Raw genomic sequence first — 18196 nt, 5'->3', positions numbered from 1 at the left:
GGGTTATTGGGTGGTGATGGTGGTGAATGCGCGCGCGAGCTTAGCGACGGTGGGGACCCATTCGGCGCCGGCTGGTGCTCCGGGCTTCGCGCCGACATGTAGCCGGATGTCGAGGCCAGTATGGTCGAACCTCAGCTCGGCGGCTTCGAGGGTGTCGGTGATGTCTCCGGCGCTGGTCTGTATGGTGACGGTGTCGCCGATCTGGTAGTCGCGGCCGTACTGTATCCGGTCGGTGTCGGTGACCTGTACGGAGACAGCCGAGGTCGCGGTGCCTTCGGTGAGGGTCTCTTTCCCGGCGGTGTCGAGCTCGGTGGGGTCGTCGGTGTCGCGTCGGTCCTGGAACACATAGACTCGCCGGCCCCACGTCTTACTGTCGCCGGTGATGTGCCGGATCGTGCGGGCTGTGCCTTCGCCCTGCCCGGCGACGATCACGTCCGTGACTTCCGGCGCCGACCGAGTGAGGGTGTAGGAGAGGACCCCGCCGGTGGCTTCGGTGAAGCGGATCGCGCGGGCCAGGTCGCGGCCATGCGCGACAGTGAACGCGACGCGCGGCCGGCTATTGGTGGTCTCCGTGACCTGTGTCGACGCCGTCAAGCCTGGCGAGAGCGCGGCGATACGCTGTAGCTCATCGAGCACGCCTTTGTAGCGCGCCCTGACCTTGACACGCTCCCCGCCAGAGGAGAGACCCGTCACCCAGAGCGGCGACCTATATTCGGCGCGGGCGGCGGCGGTCGACGCTTGGGCCCGCACCATCTGCCCGACCACATTCAGGGCGCTACCGGACAGTTTGTATTCGGCGTCCGTGTCCTGCGCCGTCAACGTACGCGCAGGGTTAGGTACCGTGACGCGGTCACGGAGATACACCATGTGAGAGACGGCCGCGACCCTGAGTTCGGTGACGCCGTGCTCCCAGGACTGCTCAATCTCCACCGGCACACCCGCGACGAGTTGCTGCCCGCGGTGGTAGAGCGCTATATGTGTCGTGGTGTCGAGGCGTGACCAGCCCGGCAGAGTCGGGTCCACCGTGAACTCAAACACACCCACATCGTTACGGAGCAGGTTCACGGTCGCGGTGATGACCGGGAACCGACCCCGCGGCGTCAAATAATTGTCGCTACCGAGGGTGTAAATATGTGCGACAACGTAGTCCGTGTAGACAGTCAGCGCCATGGTGTCGTGTACCTCCCCCGGTACCGGATCGTGACACTGGATGCGCCCTCAGCGCCGGTCATCTGCACGCGGATGTTGTTGCGGCCGGGCTGTAGCGGCGCGAGCTCACTATCGAGCGGGACACGCTCCCACAGCTCGCCACGCGTGGCCCCGTCGCCGGTGATGTCGATACCGGTGCGCGGGTCAGTCGTGATCGTGAGGTTTTCCGGGACTTTCCCGCGTAGCTCTAAAACGCTTTTGCCGACCTGGATGCGGAGATCATTACCTGGACCGGTGATTTCCCATACCGGGTAGACGGGTAGCTCAGAGTCGACCCGGAGAGTGAATCTGCCCTCGATTGATGAGTTGCCGAGCACGACCGGGAGGAAAGGGACAGCCTCACCCGACGCGGGGGCGGTGATGAATGGTTTCATCGGGTCGCCGAGCCTGACGGTCTGGGTTTGTTCGTCGCCGTACCAGTACGGGTCCACATAATCGAAAGTCAGACCGTAGGCGATATAGCCGCGCTCGTAGACGGTGGGGATCTCCATACCCGACCGGTAGAACATTTGTTTAGTGCGGTTGGCGTAGCCAGTGGTGTCGGTTTTGATGACGAGGTCGACCGGCGCCCCATCCACACCCGCCAGGATAGCCAGGTCGTGCGCGTACGCGTGGATCTCACTCTTCATGAATCCCTGGTACCGGATCGGGAGGAAGATCTCGCCCTCTGTCTTCCTGTAGTGTCGGCGGATACCGCCGCCGGCCGCGATCGGGGTGATCGTCGACTCCACCGGCGCCGGACCCAGCCCCTCCACACCCGCCAGCAGCTTGTACCCGTACCCGGACCCGTCATGCTGGAGCACGACGCCCTGGGAGAGGTCTGGCCGGTACAGGCCCGCCTCCAGGTACGGGCCCGGATCAAGTTGGGGAATCCCGCCTATTTTCGCGTGGTACATGTCGATATATTCGCGGTGCGGTGCCTGGATCCATTCTTGGATGGTGCCCCAGTCGCCCCGCACATTTTTCACTACATACTCGTCCATGTGTCCTCCTAGAGTGTCGCGAGCCGTGCGCGGCGGGTCTGCTCCCGCACCACCGCCCGGCCGATCTCAGCCGGGTCGACGGTCGTTACGGGGCCGCTGATCTCGACCTGAGCCCGCGCCGCTTTGTCGACCATCGTCGCGATCTGCTCGAGCGTGCCGCGCGACAGGCTCACAGTCTGTACGCGTGCCGGAATATCGGCGGTAGTAGTACGTGTCGTAGCCAAGGCGCGGAGCGCGGTCACGACATCATGGCCGCCCGCCGCCCGCACTTCACCGGCAGTCCAGACATGCTCACCATGAGATAGGCGTGCGAGGATACTGTCGCTCGTCCCAGTCCCCTTACCGGTGACTGGGCCGCCAGACGCGTATCCGCGGCCACGACCGACCGCCTGCAGCATCCCCTTCACGCCGTACCGGGATTTCGCGTACGCCATCGCCGCGAGCATATTGTCGTAGCCGTTATAGATGTCGCCGTGACCTTTATGTTTGAAGGCATTGAAGGTGGGCGGGATCGTCTGCAGGAGCCCCTGGGCGGGCATCCCCATAATGCTGTTGATGTCGACGATCCCCTGACGGGCCCGAGGGTTGCCGCCGGACTCGGTCTGGATCTGACGGAGCCACGCACCCACATAGTCCGAGGTGGTGGGGAGCCCGTTCGCGGCGAGCGCCCGCCTCACATCGCTAGCCCAGCGTGCCGCACCTCCAGCGACACCAGCGACACCACCCAGTAGCGGCGCCTTATCACCCGCGAGATACGGTGCGGGGTTCACAGCCGCGCCATACCGGCCCTTATGGATCTCGAAATGCAGGTGAGTACCCGTGCTATTACCGGTATTACCTTGCGCGCCGATACGGTCCCGCTGCCTGACCTTGTCGCCGGGCTTAACCTTCACCCCGCCCGGCGGGTTGTGGCCGTAGTAGGTGTAGTATCCGCCACCGTGATCGAGTGCGATACCGATACCGGTGCGGCCGGTGAGGATGTTCCAGCCGGTTTTCATGACGCGGCCAGCGGCGGACGCCCATGTCGGGCCGCCGCCTGGTGCGGCGAAGTCGATGCCGGCGTGAGGGTACCGGCCGCGGGCTTGCCCGTATGGGGCGGTTACTGACCCGATGGTGGGTTTGATGAAGCCACGGCCTGGAGCGAATTCCTCTAGGTCTTTGATCGCTCGCTTCACGGCGGCCGCGGTGACTTTATCGATGATCGACCGGCCCAGCTGGCCGAACCAGCCGGCCCCGGCCTCGCCCTTATGTGTCCCCGCGATGGAGCGGCCGCGGGCGCGGACCTGCGCTGGTGACTGGAATATACCACCGTCAGCGAAACGCTGGGTGATGTTCGGGTCGTCGGTGCCGAGCATCGACCTGACACCCGCCGAGCCGCCCTTACGTGCCGCCGCGTTGACGGAGTGGACCCAGCCCGCACCCAGCGCACGCGTAGCCTCAGGGCGGAGGATCGCCTCACCACCCGACAGCTCTAGCGCCCCGCCGGTAGGGGACATGAATTTATGCACGTCGCGGCCTGGAGTGTAGCCAGGCATGATACCGCCGGTCGCGAGCTTCACCGGCGAGCCCAGCTTCACGCTGTAGTCGCCGTAAGCCTTATTCACGGATGAGCTGAAGCGCTGGAGCACACCGACCAGGCGATTCACGGCGCCCGTGAATCCTGGCTGCGCGGCGCTCATCTGCTCGACCATCCCGGTGCGGAGAGAGCCTGCAGCCGAGACGCCCTTATCTCGCATCGTATTGAATTCTGTGACAGCGCTAGACCGCATAGATGTAGCGTGAGATGCGACACTGCCGCGCATACCGTCAGCGTGGCTAGTGACAGTATTCCGCATCCCTAGCGCGTGCCCCACCACAGTAGTCCGCATACTCTGCGCCTGGGTGGAGGCGGTCTGCCGCATGGACTTAGTATGGGCCGCGACAGAGTCACTCATCCCCTGCGTGTGGGTAGTGACAGTAGCGCGCATCCCCTGCGCCTGAGTCGATGCGACCGCCCGCATGCCTGTAAACGCGGCCTTGGTATCTCCCAGCATCCGGGCTGTAGATGTCTTGACCGCAGTCTGCTGCGCGCGGCCCTGATCCTGGACGGTCTTAGTCTGTGATTTACCCTGCTGTGCCGTCGTAGTCGTGATCGCCGTGAATGCCCGCGTCGTAGTCTGGGTGAGTTCTTCCATCGCGGTCTCCCACGTGTCCGTGAGTGGCCGTTTATCCGGCGCATCTACACCCTCGACCTGCGGCGGCGACACCTTCACGCCTACGCCTGGGCGTCCCCCGCGTGCATATCCTGCGAGTAGCCCCTGGACCCACGGAGCGTCGGCGTTGATCCCAGCCAGTAGCGCATCATACTTGTCGGCCATCTTGCGGCGGATCACCCACTCGCCAGCATCTAGGCGAGCGAGCGGGACACCGGCACGGGTGACACCGACGATACCGTCCGTCACGCGCGTGCCCGGCCCCGTGGTGGGGAGCTTATACCCGCCTGGGCGGCCGCCTGCCGCGTAGCCAGGTATGCGTCCACCGTCAGCGCGGAGGACCCCGAATCCCTTCCCGCTATTAGGGGTGACTACTTTACCGGCCTTAGTCATGTAGCCCTGAGCTTTGGCTAGGACACGCTCGAAGCTATTCCAGTCGGCGGTAGCGCGCGCGATCACGTCCATGTCACGCTGACGGGTCAGCCACTTCGCGTCCGCCTCGAAGTCCTTCTTCCCCATGAGCTTGATCGTCGTCTCGACAGCGTCCGGGGTATCTAGGTACCGGCGGGTGAGTTTCCGGATCTGCTCCTCAGTCAGCCCGGCCTCGCGGAGGGTGTTCTTCAGCTCCTCAGTCTGCCGTGCATATGCGGCGCGCGCCTTATCAGCGGCACCTGCTGAGTCTCCGTCCTGGACGGCCTTATCGTATGCGGCGCGGGTCGCGTCGAGCATCTTCTTGCGGTGATCCGAGAGCACTTGGTTGAGGCGGTCGCCCTCATCGGACTGCTGGATTGTCCCGGTCTTCACGTCGACGAGCTTCCGCCGCCATGCCTCGCCCTTCTCGGCGTTCTCCTGGAAGAACTGGCCGATACTGCGCTGGCTCGCGGCGAGTTTGCGGTTCATCTCCTCCGTCGAGGCAGTGTCCCCACGGAGCAGGTCGAGGGCGTTCGCGAACGCGTCCGTGCGCTCTGCGGCGGTCCGGGTCTCGTCATTGAAGGTCTTGATCTGCTGGGTGAAGGTCTCAGCGGCGCGGTGAGCCTGGGTCTGCGCGGCCTCCAGCTCACGCACAGCATCGGCGTTAGCCTTACCCTTCTCCGCCGCGTCAGCGAGCGTGTCAGCGCCCTTGCTGATCTGCCCCTGAAGATTCTCGGCCTCTAGCGCTGCCTGTGAAGCTCCCTGGTTGAATGGGTCGAAGATCGCGTCACCGATCGTCTCCCAGATATTCTTCGACCGCTGGGCCTCGTCGGTGGAGTCGCTGATCTGCTGCGCGACACGCTCCTGCGCGTCCCCCTGACCTAGTACGGCCTGGGTCGCGTCAGCGAGTGAGACACCGTATTGGGCGAGCTTCTCGGTGCCGATCTCTTCCTGGACGTATTTCGCCGCGACCGCCTCAGCGTTCTCAGTGAGTGCGCCGGTCTGCGCATCCACGGCACCGCGTAGCTCATCGAGGCGGGCCTTAGCGTCGGCGTTTTGCTTAGCGAGATACCCGAGTGCGAGGGTCGCGCCTGTGAGTGCGAGTCCCCACGGGCCACCTAGGGCCCCCATGATCCCGTTCACGGCACCTAGGAAGCCGCGGCCACCGGAGGCGGCGAGGGTCTTACCGACCGCAGTGACTTTCCCGCCGAAAGTGCCTGCCTCAGCCGCGGCGGTGCGGAAAGTGCCCGTCCAGCCGCTGAAAGACCGCACGACGCCCTGGACAGCGCCGCCCGCCTTATTAGGGAGCTCTGCCATATCCTTAGCGAAGACCGGGAAGAATTTCCGGACAGCCATGAGCCCGGCGAGCGCGAGCGCAGCTGACTTCACTGGGCCGGGGAGTTTATCGAAGGCGTCAGTCGCGGCGCCGAGGATACCGGCGACACCCTGGAGGGCTTTACCCGCGATAGCCATACCCTCAGACAGGGTGCCAGCGAATACTGCTCCGATTTCGCCGGCGGCCTTGATGAGTGGCCCGGCCGCGTCGATGAGGTCGGCGAATGCGTCGCGCATCTCTGGGGATGCGGCCGCGGCACCGAGCAGGAGTGTAGGTAGCGGCCCGAGCGCGCCCGTAAGGCTACCGATGATAGGGATGTTCTTCGTCCCCATCGAGAATAGGGCCGCGGACACGCCGGCGATAGCTGGACCGTACCCGGCCAGCTTCGACAGCATGCTATTGAGGTCGCGGATATCGAAATTATTGACGGCGACCCGAGCGTCCTCCATAGCTTTAGAGACACCGATCATCCCCGGTGTGAGCCGCTGGACCAGCATATCCGTGAGTGGCCCGGCCTGCTTCTCCACACCACGCAGTACGTCGGCGAATTGATTCGCCCAGAGGATGGCTTGGCCGCCGCCCTTAGGGTCGATGAGCGGCTTAGCGAGTACGGAGCCGGTGTCACGCCATGCGGCCTTGATACGGTCAGTAGCGCCGACCCACGTTTCTTTCACGGAGGCGGCGGCGCCGCCGAAACGCTTAGTCAGGCCCTTGGTGAGGGGGTCCCAGATCTCCTCAGCTGGGATCCCGCCGGGCTTAGATGCCATCGCGCGGATCTGCTGCGAGGTCAGGCCCATCTCTTCGCCGATGATCGCGGCCGCGTCGATACCGTACTGACCGAGCTGATTCAGCTCCTGGGCGGAGAGTTTGCCCTGGCCTTTCATCTTCGCGAGCGCCTCGGTGATGCCCGCGATGTCCTCGTTAGTGCCGCCGACAGCTGCGACAGCGTCCTGGACTGCGCCTAGGGTAGGGATGACCTTGTCGGCCTCTAGCCCGAAGCCTAGGAGCTGTTGTTGGGCTTTGATGAATACGTCTTTAGCGAAGGGCGAGTTTTTCGCGAAGGCGTCCAGCTTGTCCATCTGGGTATTCGCCTTGCCGGCGTCTTTGAAGATGGTGGTGAGCGCGGCGCGGGAGGATGCCTGGAGGGTGTTGTATGCGACGCCCTGCTTGACGAGCTTAGTCGCCATAGCTCCGGCCGCTGTCGTAGCGCCGGCGAATGCCGTCCCGACACCAGAGAGTACCGAGCTGACGGCCTTGGCGCTCTTCGCCTGTCTCGCATGGGCTTTAGCGGTCTCGTCAGCCTGCTCGCGTTGTTTGCGGGAGTGCTCGCGTGATTTGCGGGAGGTTTCCTCGGTGGCTTTCTGGGCTTCCGCCATGCCACGCATCCAGTCGGATACGTCCAGTAGGAGTTCGCCCTGTATACGCTCTGTGTATGCCACCGAGGCCACCATCCCGTTCTCTATATAGTTGTTCGTTTTAGTCGTTGGATCGTTTCAGGCCGATCACGATATGCCCCGGGACACCGTCCCCGCCGTAGCGTTTCTCGGCGTCTCGGTACCCGGACTCGACGGTCTCGGTGACGTGGCAGACGTCCTCGGTCGTCTCGTACGCGCCGAGCGCGTCTAGGCCGCGGCACTCCCACGTAGGTAGCCCGCATTTCGGGCATTCGTTTTCTTCGAGGTAGGTGAGTGCTAGCGCCATGACCCGGTCGCGGTGGGTCACGGTCCCGTCATCGCGCCTATACCCGAGAAAGACAGTGACGGGGCACTGCCAGTCGCGGGCGGTCTTCACCGCTAGGCGGAGGTGTTCCCATTCGGGGGTCGCGATCGCGTGAGCTATTTTGGGGCGTCGACCTCGACCGTGGTCTCGGTAGCGGTCTGCCACGTCTCCTCGAGCATTTTGATTTGCGGGCCGCCGAGGGTCTTACGCATCTTGCGGATCGCGTCTGCTCCTACGGGGATCCAGTCCCCGCCGCGCTGGGTGGAGACACGGTCACCGAGGATGATGCAGGCGACCTCGTCGGCGATAGCTTGGACGATCGCGGTCGTGCGTGCCGCGGTAATGATCTCCTGCGTGGTTTCTTCGTCGTGGCCGGCGGCGGCGGCGTCTTCACGGGCGATCTCTGCTGCCTGGTCGGCGAGCGCCTGCCGGGCTTCGGGGGTGAGGTTTTTGCGTGCCTGCCGTTCGGCGTCGCGTACCTCGTCCTCGATGGACGCCTCGACGCGGAACCGCATCGCGGACGCGGCTAGTTCAGCGGTGAGCTGGTCGCGCCGTTCACGCGCCGCGGTGAGGTCGCCGTTGATGTTGTCGTTGAGGCCACGGTCACCGGCGGTAGCCTTCACGGTCTTCGCCTGCTCCTCGAGACGGGTGACACGGTCACGGGCCTGCTCTAGCGCGCCGTAGAGGTCTGGGCGGCCATAGAGGGTGACGGTGCGGGACTGGCGGGTCAGGCCTGCCAGCCACGCATCAAAATCGACCGAGCCCACCTGCTCGGTAGTGGTCTGCTCGGTAGTGGTCTTATCGGTAGCCATGATGCTCCTATCGGGTATATCGGGTAAGGATGCCGGGTAAAAAAGGGGGGTCCGGTACCCCCGCGCGGTAGATCATTACTCGACGTGCGGGGGATAGCAGACCGGGCGTGCATGTACCCGACAGACATACACGCCCGGCTATCCACCTCGCGCACCCATATAGCGGGGCACGGGGGTACCGGAGACTATGGCCGCAGGGCTGGTTAGCCTGCGGCGACCTTCGCGCGCTCGTCCACCTGATCCTGGACACGGAAATTCATAGCGAACTTCTCGAAACCGCCGCCCTCAGGGGAGAGGATCTGCGGCGTCGACGTCAGGACCTGGTACACCTGGACCTCGTCGCCCTCTGCCCACTCCTGCTCGAAGGGCTTCACGGACTCGTCTTCGACGGGCTTAGCGCCGCGGCCGATACGCTGGACCAGGTAGCCTGGGAGGCCCTTACGGGTGAAAGTCGCCCACGGCTTATCATCCTTGTCTTCGGTGAGGCGGAAGAAATTCATCGACGCCGCGTAATTCGAGCGGCCTGGCGCGGTCGAGTTCGAGGACGCGCACAGCGCCGGGTCATCGATATCGTCGTCACCGGAGGAGCCGAGCGTGAAGTCAGCTGCGGTCACGAGACATGAGATGTCGATACCGGCCTCGAGCTCTGCGATGGTCGGCTTATGGTAGTCGGCGAGGGTCGGGACGTAGACGAGCTTGCGGTTCGCGTCAGCGAGCATCTTTACAGCCATAATGTTTATTCCTTTCGGGGGTGTCTATCGGTCTGATGGGGCGATCTCTAGGTGAGGGAATTGCGTCACGTAGTGGTAGGGGACGGGGACGGGGAGGATCCGCCCGGATACTGTGTCGTAGGCGCGGACGAGCGTGTCCGGGCCCGGTTTCGGGCGTGGCTTCTTCTTCGGTGGGGTGACGTCTTTGATGTTGGTCATGGGGTGCCTCCTGTGGTGGCGGTCCAGTAGGTGGGGATGTAGTAGTGGGTCGGGGTGATCGTCGTGTCCGCGGTCACGGTTGATGGGCCCGATATGGGGGCGGGTTTCAGGTAGCCGCCGCCCGGTAAAGCTAGCCCGGCAAGTACGGTGCGGACATGCCTAGCCGCTGTGCGGGTGTAGGCGGGTATCGCCGCGGTGACTGTGACGGTGATGTCCCACACGCCTTGCTCGACTGTCCCGAGGTGGGTCAGTGAGCGTTCTTGGGTGTGGTCGCGTGTCTCGCCTGCCCACACGACAGCGTGCGGCCGGTACCAGCCACGATCCGCCGGCACCTTCGCCGGGGTGCCGTCGTGTACACCACCGGTCAGGTAGGGGATACCGCGTAGGGCGGTCAGGACTGTGTCGGTGAGCGTCTGCGTGGTCATCGCTTCACCAGCCCAGCCCGCAACGCCCGCAACAGTTGTTCGTGGTATTTCGGTGCGACGTCTTCCAGGCTTGACGCGACAAACCTGCGCGCCGGCATGCGTGATGTGCCGTGCTCAACCCAGTACGCATAATCCGCGCCATACTCGACCCGCGCCGCCATCACGCCGCTCGACGTGTCGGCCTCCCACGTAGCCGAGTCACGCAGGTGCCCCGTATCGACCGGTGTCCTGGTTTTCGCGGTGTTATACAGCTGGACGGCGGCGACCTCAGTCACGCGCCCCGCAATCTGGTGCGCGTCACGCGGCGACAGCTTCCGAGCCGCCTTATCGAGGCCTTTAGTCTCGATACGCATCCGCATCACGCTTCACCTCCGCCCCTCGGTACCATCTCCGACACGATCAAATCCGTCTCCCATAGGAGCGAGCCGCGCATCACATCCACGACCCGGTACGTGTCACCGGGCTCGGTGATGAGCGTGTCCCCGTAGTCACCGACCCTGACCTTGTCTAGGACGTCGGCGGGGAGTACGGCGAGGTATTGCCGGGTCTGCTCGACCGCATCCGATACTGGTGTGGTGCGGGCTTGCGCGAGGCGTTGGAGCCTGATCCGGCCCTCCCACACCACATCCTCGGCGGGTGCGGTGCCAGGCTCAGGTGGACCCTGCGGGGACCGGACTAGCCGGGCAGGGAGCCCGAGCGTGGCTTCCACGATGGGCCGGTGGTGTTCTACCCATTTGGCTGGGATCACGAACGTGTTTGCTAATGCCATCGGTATTCCTCCGCCTCCCACCGCCCACGCGACCCGCCGCCGGGCACCACGTGGATGAACGCGGACTGATCCTCGACCGGGGTCGCGAGACGGTCCGCCGCATCCCTGAGACGCTTAGCGAGCGCCCTCAGCTCCGCCGACACCGCGGGCCCGTCCGTCTGTAGGTCCTGTGTCCTGATCTTTTTCGAGACCAGCACCTCACTGACGGCGGCCATCTCTAGGAGGTCGGCGGCGGCGTACCGTACTACCGCGCCTGGGGGGATGCCCGCCCCGGTATTGAGTGCGAGCGCATCCGTGACGTCTCCATCACTGAACAGCCGCACCTTCGGGTGGGTGTCGGTGGTGAGTTGGCGTACGAGACGCACCTGAGTCTCCATATCCATGGGCATGCATCCCCTCAAGCTAGCGGTAGTGGGTGGTTGTTACTTGCCGGTGGACGCGTACACGCCCTCACGGAAGCCACGGTCGATGTTGAAGAACGAACGGCCGCGGTACCAGATCGTGTCGTCGTTGAACGAACCCTCATCAGCACCGATCGTGCCGCCCGTGACCGAGGTGCCCTGGTCATTACGGACACGAATATCGATACCCTCAGCACCAGCGAGCCCGGTCTGAATCAGCGACGGCAGAGTCGACGACGCACCCTGCAACAGCGCCCACGCGGTCGCCTGATTATCGCCGAGAGCGACACCGAGCGCACGGGACTCGACCACAGTCACGAGACCCTTGAACGGGTTCGCGATCTCAACCTTCGTGTCCTTGCCGTTCACGTCGCTCGATACGGTGAGGCGGTCGACGCTAACCAGCTCGCGTGCGGTCTCCGCGAGGCCCGGACCAACCACGAGCACCAGGTTCGAGGTTTCGACGAGGTCGCCGCGGTGATCCTCCGTGGACGCGAGCTGAGAGATAGCCGCCTTCAGGTTGTCGGCGTTCAACGGCTTGTTATCGACGGTCTTGAAGAACGCCTTATCCCACGCGCCGTTGGTGACCAGCGCGTTCGCGACAGCCTTGTTCTTCGCGCGGACCTCAGCGTTAGCGAGGAAGGTCGGGAAGTCCGCGAGGCGATCGAAGTTACCGTCGCGGCGGAGCTCGTAGGTGAGACCGTAGGAGCGGCCCCACTTAGCGGTGCTGTGTTTCACGCTGGTGGTGTTGAAGGTGCCTGCACGGTATTCCTCGCCCTCGTGGACGCGCTCGAACTCGTCACCCGACCAGAGATCGACCAGTGGTCGTTCGGTGAAGTCCGGGGCGGTGGTCTTGTAGACGACGCCGTCGAAATCCGGGGTGACGGTCTTCTGCTGCTCTAGTGCCTTCGCAGTGAACGCGGAGGCCAACAGGCGTGGGAAGTCGGACGTGGTGAATGCCTCGGCGAGGGTCGCGACCTGGACGGGGGAGCCGTTGCGGTGGCTCGTGAAATACTGAGCGGCCTCGTAGACACGCTCATCAGCAGTGGTGGCCTTACGCCACCCAGTGTTCTCAAACATGGGTTTCCTTTCTATGGTTTGGGTGGCGGGTTAGGAGTCAGAGCCAGCGGCTGGCTGGTGGATACCGAAAGGGACGATCTCGGCGGTTCCGGCCGCCTGGTCAGCGGTGATCACGACACCGAACGCCGAGCCCGCGCCGACAGCGAGTGTCTTACCCTTCAGGGAGACGACGTCGCCGGTCTTAGGGGTGCCGGTGACTGGGAGACGGTAGGAGCCGTCCAGCCAGACAGTGACGGTCTCGCCTGCCTGGGCGGTGGTCTGTGCGACGCCTGCGAGGCCGCCGATGATGACTGGGTCGCCGGATTCGATAGCGTTTGGCGCGACGACGGCGATGTGGCGCGCCTCAGGGTAGAGCTGATTCATAGCCATAACGTTTAGCCTCTTTCTTAGAGTGCGTTCGCGATGTCTTCGCGAGAAATAGAGCGAGTACCTTCAGTAGCGGTGGTGCCGGTGCCGTGCGGCTCGCCAGCCTCAGCCGCGACCGTGACCCCGTCCAGGGTCTTCGGGTCGAAACCCGCCTCAGAGCGTGCGGCCTCACGTGCCGCCGCGATGATGAATGCGGGCGCGTCATCACCCAGACGCTCACGCACAGCCTTCTCGGCCGCGTCCGCGAGCTCGGTCTCGCGAGCCTCGACCAGCTCAGCCAGCTCCTTCTCAGCGGCCTCGCGTGCCTCGCGTGCTTCCTTCAGGTCTGCCTCCAGTGCGGGGACCCGCTTGGAGGCCTCCGACAGGCGTGCGTGCTCTGTCGCGGTAATGGTCACATCACTCATGTGGCCCTCCTCTTTCTGTGTAGTGGTGTCCCCGGCCGGGCGGGCGGGGGTTTTCTCTGCATCCACAGGGGTTGTGGATGAAATCTCGGTAGCCGCGATATTCGCGGATTCGTATATCTCCATGACCTCGCCACCGCGGCCCGCATAGGTGACGAAGTCGACGCGGTTCATCGGGTGCGGCAGGATACGCTCGACGACGCGTTTCCCGTCCTGCTCGGTGACCTCAGCGCGGGCCTGGATCGACATCCCGATCACGGGGCCATAGTCTTTGACCCACTGCCACCACTTCTCGCCGACCTTCACAGTCGCCTCGATAGCGCCGTCACCCCACACCGCGTCCTCGACCAGGTAGCCGACCAGGTTACGAGCGTCACCGGTCGGCGGCTGGTCCGGGGAGTCATGATTGATGTGGCACTGCGTCCGCGCCGGGAAAGCCTTCTCCTGCACGGCCAGCTGGAGCACGGCTTCGCTGTAGACGCCGGAAGACCCTTCACCAGGGGTGATCACTCGGATGCGGGCGTGCCCGGGGGCGGGGGTGGTGATGTGGGCGGTATGTGTCTCTGTGAGGATCACACTCATAGGGTGCTCCTAGACTTGGTGTTTATGGGTGATAAGGATGAGTTGCGGTGTAGTGCGTGTACGGGCGGCAGGTATAGGCCGCGGGTAACGCTCGGTGCGGGTGGCGGCGCGATCACGGGTGTATGCGACACCTGCGGCGATGTGAGCGTGTTACGTGCCCCGCCACCGGGTTTCTTCGAGCCGGAGCCGGAGATCTACCGGCGGCTAGCTGCGATGATCCAAGCCGAGCGTGAGGGCCGCGACGGTTGGGGTACGCCAGGAGTCCCGCCACCCATCACTGGTAGCGAGCGTCGTGAGATCGGCCCACCCGATACGCCCACTAGCGAGTAGCTCGAACCTTGCGGGCCCTAGGATCCGGCGCTGGGTCTTCTCATCCAGCGACTGCCACCATTCGTCACGGTCCTGCCAGTGCGCGACCGGCTCGGGGGTGCCGTCGAGGTCGATCCCGAGGTCTCGCCACGGCCGTAGCTCCTCTACATAGGTGCACCGGCCGGAGGGGTGGTCGGCTGGCCCGAACGCGTCCGGCGGGTCGACCCGCCCGTGATTCGCTAGGCATGACGGGCAGGTCCGGTCATCGAGGGTGGCGAGCCAACGCCTGCCCGCGATCAAATGTTGGTTGGCTATGGCTTTTTCTTGGGCGGCGTACCGGTACGCGTCGAGCATCTCCGTCCGGGTGATGTTTGTCGCGCGGGCTAGGCCGCCGTTGAAGCCCTGCTCAGCCTTCTGCAGGATACGGCGTGCGACCGTGCGCGGGTGGGTGCCGGTCGTGACACCGGAGACGAGCTGTTGCCGCATGACTGTCACGGTCTCCGCCGGGAGCGGCCGGTAGCGGGAATGGATCTGCTCGCTAGTGCGGGCGACGATCGCGTCGACTGCGCCCGGGTTGATCGCCTCGATGTCGAGCGGGTCAGGGGTGCGGCGGAGCCTGCGGGGGAGTTGTGTCGCGAGCACTGTCGCGAGGCTCCCCTCAGCGACCTCTACAAGGGCGGGAAGCGCGTCCACAGTCGCCGCGCTAGCTTGTGACGTGAGCGCGGTGAGGGTCTCCTGTGTCTGCCCGAGTGCCGCCTGTAGACGGTCTAGCCGCGCGACCTCAGCCCGTGTGACGGGTGTGCCGGTCTCGATACGGGACGCGAGCGTGTCAGCCAAAGCGCGGTATTCGGGCTCTAGGGTCTCCCACGCATCTACCCACGCCCGGACTAGGTCGAGCTCGGTCTCATCCGTGAGGCGCCGGACCGTGGTCTTGACCTGTTCGGCGGCGTGGAGGGTTTCGGGGGTGATAGCCACTAGACACCCCCTCGTGCGTGTTGTTCGGATTATGGCTGCGCTACTCGCCCTCAGGCGGTGGGGCGGTGTGTTGTGTCCGGCCGGCCCGGTACGCGTCGACCATCGCCTGCCCCACACCACCCAACGTCGACAGCGACGGCGGGATGTATTCGCCGTCATCGCCGACCATCGCCCCGATGATCTCCTCCGGGTTCTCGACCCGCAACGCGTGGAGGACGAGCTTCGCCTTCTCGATCGGTGGGATGACGTCGAGGGTGTCGGCGGTAGCGATCGCGTCGAGTACGCGGTCCATGTCCGGTTCGGTGATGTCAGGGAACCGTACCTGCAACGTGATCCGGGTGTCGTCTGTGAATTGCAGGAGTTCGCGGTCACCGTCACGACCAATCGAGCCACGCAACGACCCATATGGGGCCGCTACCTGTTGGCGGAGCATGAACCTGATCGACGCGCGGAGTGCGTCGGCCCAGACTTCGCGGCGGATCGTCATAGCGTTATGCATCGGACGGTCTAGTGTCTCAGCTACAGCCCTAGCGCCGGTGACGCCTGGGTCGGCGAGTAGCACTGTGACGGGGAGGTCGAGCGCGGCCGCTACAGCTGCGGCACCGGACCGGCCACTGTCGGCGTCGATGGTCGCTCCGGTCTTAGGTACAGCCTCGACTTGTACGGTGTCGCCCGCGATAGCGCCACCTACACCGGTCAGGCTCGTGAGTGCCTCAGCGGCGGCCCTAGTGGCTTGGGAGCGGCCGCCCTTGTTCGTGACCTGCCACGCGATACGCGACAGGGCCTTCACCAAGCTGAACCAATCCTGGAGGAAGTCTTGGTATGCGGTCGCGTACGGGAGGGCCGCGGCGCCGTCACCGATACCCCACAACCGGTCACGCCCGACTGGGTTCGGTTTGATGTGCAGGATCGCCGCGCCACCGACCGTCCCCGGCCACATGACCGGGACCCCGTCGAGGGTCTTGAGTTTCTTGGATGGCGCGTAGTCGATGTCCGGGTAGTAGGCTTCACGGTCGACGTACTGTGTCGAGCCCTGGACGCGTTCCCGCCATACACGCTTATAGTAGTGCGGCGTAAACCGGTCATGCGGCGCGGTGACGATCTCGGTGATCTCCGTCATCGGCAACGGCCGGGTCTGTACATGCCCGGTGCGTGGGTCTGCGAAATGAGCCCAGAACACATTCCCGTCGTCGAATAGGTCGCCCTCAGCGGCCTGCATCGCCTGCGCCCCGAATACGGCGTGACGGTTACGGTCGTCGGTCAGGTAGCCCTGGACGACTCGGTCGATGTCCTGCCCGTCCTCATTCTCGGTGGCGGTGACTGAGTAGCCTTGGCCCCAGATGTACCCGACGCGCACCTTCTTACCGCGGACCATGAAAGGGTTCGTGAGGCTGGCGGCGCGGGTCTGGTTCGCGATGGTTAGGAGGCGGTCGCGTCCGATGGTGTCGCCGGTGTCGGTGATCGAGGTCCAGCCGCGGTCCTCATCCCGTAGGCTCGCGAGGCTCTCAGACAGGGTCTCGACTTGGTGGGTGAGGTTTGCGACCTGCGCGTCATAACCAGTGGTGGCGGCGTGCTCTTGTGCCTGGATGATCCGGTTTCCGGTGAGCCAGTCCAGGAACGCCATAGGGCCGCCCTTCCTTATATGAGGTTGAGGTTTACGGGGGTGTAGTCGGGTAGGACATCCTCGGTCGTGAGGCTCCTGCCCTGGGTGAGTGGATGGAGTAGTAGCCGGTTTAGGGCTTGCGTGAGTGCGTCGACGGTGTCGTCGTGTGCCGCGTTAGGGAATCCGTCAGCCTCGCTCATGAGGTCTGCCACGGATGGGAGGAGGTCGACGGTCGGGAGGTGTATGTTCCCTGCCTCCAGGAATGGGGCGACAGCGGACGCCCGCGCAGTCTTCGAGCCTTGAGGCTCTACCGGGACAATCCCGGGCACCTGGTGCCGTAGCGCCTGGATCACCGCGGGGCCGTTCGCTTTATCCTCCACGAACTTCGCGGACGCTTGCGGCCAGCGCGCGGAAAGTGTGCGGATTGCTTGGCATGTCGCCGTGAAATTCATTCGGTCACGCACCATATCGAGCAGCATGACCTTCGCGCCGACACGGAGCCAGACCTGCCCGACGACATAGTCGGAGCCGGTCGTGTCTTTGAATGCGAGGTCCCAGGACTGGACGAGCTCCATGTCGCCGCTGTGGTGTGGGATGGTGCGGCGGCCGTCGTCGTGTTGGACCCATACGGGGGCTGAATAGGTCGGCCACTCGTGTGATGGCGGGAAGATCCCGCCGGAGTCTGGTGTCGGTCGGCCCTGGTAGAGGGACGCCCAGGTTTTAGCGCCGGCTTGGAGTTTCCGTTGCTCCCACTGCTGGTGTGTGCGGCCGCGCGCGGACACCATGTACTCGCCGGGCTCACGCCCGAGAATATCTGTCTCGCCCTGCTCAGGCCGGTGGTCTGCTTGGGCGGGGATGTTGATGTACCGCCACCTGTCGCCGTCCGGAGCCGCTAGGAGGCGGCCGGCGAGGTCGTCGTGGTGCCACCGGGTCATGATGATGATGACGGGCGCGCCGGGGGTGAGTCGTGTGGAGGCGACGTCTGTCCACCATTCCCAGACGCGGTCGCGGTAGGTGGGGGAGTCTGCTTCGGACCGGTCTTTGACGGGGTCGTCGATGATGAGCATGTCGGCGGAGCGTCCGGTCATGCCGCCACCCACGCCGACGCTGTAGACGCCGCCTGCGTGGCCTGTGAGTTGCCATTCGCTAGCACTGCCGTTGTCGGGGGCGATAGCTAAACCGAGTTCAGGTGCCGCGGTGATGCGGTTGCGGATTGTGCGGCCGTTGCGTGTCGCGAGGGATTGTCCGTAGGAGGCGGTCACGATCCTAGTGTCTGGGTTTTGTGTGAGCGCCCAGATCGGGTAGTCCTGCGCGACCCTCAGTGACTTGCCTTCCTGTGGTGCCATCGAGATGATGAGGCGGCTGTCGGGGGTGGTGTATGCGTCGATGAGCGCGTCATCGATGATACGTAGGGCGGGGGTGTTGACGGTGTGTGGGTTGAGGTGGGTCGCGAGGTCGCCTGGTGTGGCCCATTGTGGTGGGCGTGGGGTGAGTGCGTCAGCGAGTTGTGTGAGGAACACTGTTGTCCCCCTACTGTGTCGGGTGTGTGGCCCTGTAGTGGCCGCCCCTGTGTGCGGGGGCGTCGACCAGGCGTGCCCGGCCGGAGATCGGAGCCGGGACGCTTGGTGGAGCAAGGAATACGCGCTCGCTGTCCACTGCGGAAGAACGGCGGGGCGGCCACTAGAGGGTGTTGT

17 protein-coding genes are annotated in these 18196 nt (G+C 64.6%); all 17 read right to left on the bottom strand.

Annotation, left to right across the window (positions count from 1 at the left end):
- Nucleotides 1–3: 3 nt before the first annotated feature.
- On the bottom strand, nt 4–1170 hold the full coding sequence (locus JOD50_RS09305) for a Gp37-like protein (RefSeq protein WP_204881315.1): 1167 nt from the start codon (nt 1168–1170) through the stop codon (nt 4–6).
- The gene (locus JOD50_RS09300; RefSeq protein ID WP_204881314.1) at nt 1161–2192 is read right to left on the bottom strand and encodes a hypothetical protein; all 1032 of its coding nucleotides are present in this window, start codon (nt 2190–2192) and stop codon (nt 1161–1163) included. Before JOD50_RS09300 ends, JOD50_RS09305 begins: the two co-directional genes overlap by 10 nt.
- Before the next feature lie 8 nt (nt 2193–2200).
- The gene (locus JOD50_RS09295) at nt 2201–7570 is read right to left on the bottom strand and encodes a peptidoglycan DD-metalloendopeptidase family protein (RefSeq protein WP_204881313.1); all 5370 of its coding nucleotides are present in this window, start codon (nt 7568–7570) and stop codon (nt 2201–2203) included.
- 37 nt (nt 7571–7607) lie between these two features.
- Nucleotides 7608–7853 (bottom strand): hypothetical protein, encoded by a 246-nt coding sequence (locus JOD50_RS09290; protein ID WP_204881312.1) that lies wholly within the window; start codon nt 7851–7853, stop codon nt 7608–7610.
- A 113-nt stretch (nt 7854–7966) separates the two neighbouring features.
- Nucleotides 7967–8662, bottom strand: a complete 696-nt coding sequence (locus JOD50_RS09285) for a hypothetical protein (RefSeq protein ID WP_204881311.1) — start codon at nt 8660–8662, stop codon at nt 7967–7969.
- 203 nt (nt 8663–8865) lie between these two features.
- A complete protein-coding gene (locus tag JOD50_RS09280) occupies nt 8866–9393 on the bottom strand; it encodes a phage tail tube protein (RefSeq protein ID WP_204881310.1) in 528 nt (175 codons plus the stop codon).
- 24 nt (nt 9394–9417) lie between these two features.
- Nucleotides 9418–9591, bottom strand: coding sequence for a hypothetical protein (locus tag JOD50_RS09275; protein ID WP_204881309.1), 174 nt, complete (start codon nt 9589–9591; stop codon nt 9418–9420).
- Nucleotides 9588–10016 (bottom strand): hypothetical protein, encoded by a 429-nt coding sequence (locus JOD50_RS09270; RefSeq protein ID WP_204881308.1) that lies wholly within the window; start codon nt 10014–10016, stop codon nt 9588–9590. Before JOD50_RS09270 ends, JOD50_RS09275 begins: the two co-directional genes overlap by 4 nt.
- Nucleotides 10013–10369 (bottom strand): HK97-gp10 family putative phage morphogenesis protein, encoded by a 357-nt coding sequence (locus tag JOD50_RS09265; RefSeq protein WP_204881307.1) that lies wholly within the window; start codon nt 10367–10369, stop codon nt 10013–10015. The genes JOD50_RS09270 and JOD50_RS09265 overlap by 4 nt, the downstream gene beginning before the upstream one ends.
- 5 nt (nt 10370–10374) lie before the next feature.
- Nucleotides 10375–10785, bottom strand: a complete 411-nt coding sequence (locus JOD50_RS09260; protein WP_204881306.1) for a DUF6093 family protein — start codon at nt 10783–10785, stop codon at nt 10375–10377.
- Nucleotides 10776–11168, bottom strand: coding sequence for a hypothetical protein (locus JOD50_RS09255; RefSeq protein WP_204881305.1), 393 nt, complete (start codon nt 11166–11168; stop codon nt 10776–10778). The genes JOD50_RS09260 and JOD50_RS09255 overlap by 10 nt, the downstream gene beginning before the upstream one ends.
- A 39-nt stretch (nt 11169–11207) precedes the next feature.
- A complete protein-coding gene (locus tag JOD50_RS09250) occupies nt 11208–12266 on the bottom strand; it encodes a phage major capsid protein (RefSeq protein WP_204881304.1) in 1059 nt (352 codons plus the stop codon).
- Nucleotides 12267–12296: 30 nt separating this feature from the next.
- Complete coding sequence (locus JOD50_RS09245; protein WP_204881303.1) at nt 12297–12635, bottom strand: capsid cement protein; 339 nt, start codon at nt 12633–12635, stop codon at nt 12297–12299.
- A 17-nt stretch (nt 12636–12652) separates the two neighbouring features.
- Complete coding sequence (locus JOD50_RS09240) at nt 12653–13615, bottom strand: hypothetical protein (protein ID WP_204881302.1); 963 nt, start codon at nt 13613–13615, stop codon at nt 12653–12655.
- 204 nt (nt 13616–13819) lie between these two features.
- Complete coding sequence (locus tag JOD50_RS10650; RefSeq protein ID WP_204881301.1) at nt 13820–14899, bottom strand: phage minor head protein; 1080 nt, start codon at nt 14897–14899, stop codon at nt 13820–13822.
- Between the two features lie 40 nt (nt 14900–14939).
- Nucleotides 14940–16523 (bottom strand): hypothetical protein, encoded by a 1584-nt coding sequence (locus tag JOD50_RS09230; RefSeq protein WP_204881300.1) that lies wholly within the window; start codon nt 16521–16523, stop codon nt 14940–14942.
- Between the two features lie 14 nt (nt 16524–16537).
- Complete coding sequence (terL, locus tag JOD50_RS09225) at nt 16538–18022, bottom strand: phage terminase large subunit (protein WP_204881299.1); 1485 nt, start codon at nt 18020–18022, stop codon at nt 16538–16540.
- Nucleotides 18023–18196: the final 174 nt, after the last annotated feature.

Origin of the sequence: Pseudoglutamicibacter cumminsii (assembly GCF_016907775.1) — a bacterium.
In the GTDB taxonomy this organism is placed as follows: domain Bacteria; phylum Actinomycetota; class Actinomycetes; order Actinomycetales; family Micrococcaceae; genus Pseudoglutamicibacter; species Pseudoglutamicibacter cumminsii.
This window is presented reverse-complemented; position numbering and strand designations above follow the sequence as displayed.

What these genes read in the sequence shown, in the direction of transcription:
- JOD50_RS09245 (WP_204881303.1), bottom strand. Translation starts at nt 12,635, where the DNA reads ATGGCTATGAATCAGCTCTACCCTGAGGCGCGCCACATCGCCGTCGTC.
- JOD50_RS09285 (WP_204881311.1), bottom strand. Translation starts at nt 8,662, where the DNA reads ATGGCTACCGATAAGACCACTACCGAGCAGACCACTACCGAGCAGGTG.
- JOD50_RS09300 (WP_204881314.1), bottom strand. Translation starts at nt 2,192, where the DNA reads ATGGACGAGTATGTAGTGAAAAATGTGCGGGGCGACTGGGGCACCATC.
- JOD50_RS09230 (WP_204881300.1), bottom strand. Translation starts at nt 16,523, where the DNA reads ATGGCGTTCCTGGACTGGCTCACCGGAAACCGGATCATCCAGGCACAA.
- JOD50_RS09270 (WP_204881308.1), bottom strand. Translation starts at nt 10,016, where the DNA reads ATGACCACGCAGACGCTCACCGACACAGTCCTGACCGCCCTACGCGGT.
- JOD50_RS09250 (WP_204881304.1), bottom strand. Translation starts at nt 12,266, where the DNA reads ATGTTTGAGAACACTGGGTGGCGTAAGGCCACCACTGCTGATGAGCGT.
- JOD50_RS09260 (WP_204881306.1), bottom strand. Translation starts at nt 10,785, where the DNA reads ATGGCATTAGCAAACACGTTCGTGATCCCAGCCAAATGGGTAGAACAC.
- JOD50_RS09265 (WP_204881307.1), bottom strand. Translation starts at nt 10,369, where the DNA reads ATGCGTATCGAGACTAAAGGCCTCGATAAGGCGGCTCGGAAGCTGTCG.
- JOD50_RS09240 (WP_204881302.1), bottom strand. Translation starts at nt 13,615, where the DNA reads ATGAGTGTGATCCTCACAGAGACACATACCGCCCACATCACCACCCCC.
- JOD50_RS09305 (WP_204881315.1), bottom strand. Translation starts at nt 1,170, where the DNA reads ATGGCGCTGACTGTCTACACGGACTACGTTGTCGCACATATTTACACC.
- JOD50_RS09275 (WP_204881309.1), bottom strand. Translation starts at nt 9,591, where the DNA reads ATGACCAACATCAAAGACGTCACCCCACCGAAGAAGAAGCCACGCCCG.
- JOD50_RS09255 (WP_204881305.1), bottom strand. Translation starts at nt 11,168, where the DNA reads ATGGATATGGAGACTCAGGTGCGTCTCGTACGCCAACTCACCACCGAC.
- JOD50_RS09280 (WP_204881310.1), bottom strand. Translation starts at nt 9,393, where the DNA reads ATGGCTGTAAAGATGCTCGCTGACGCGAACCGCAAGCTCGTCTACGTC.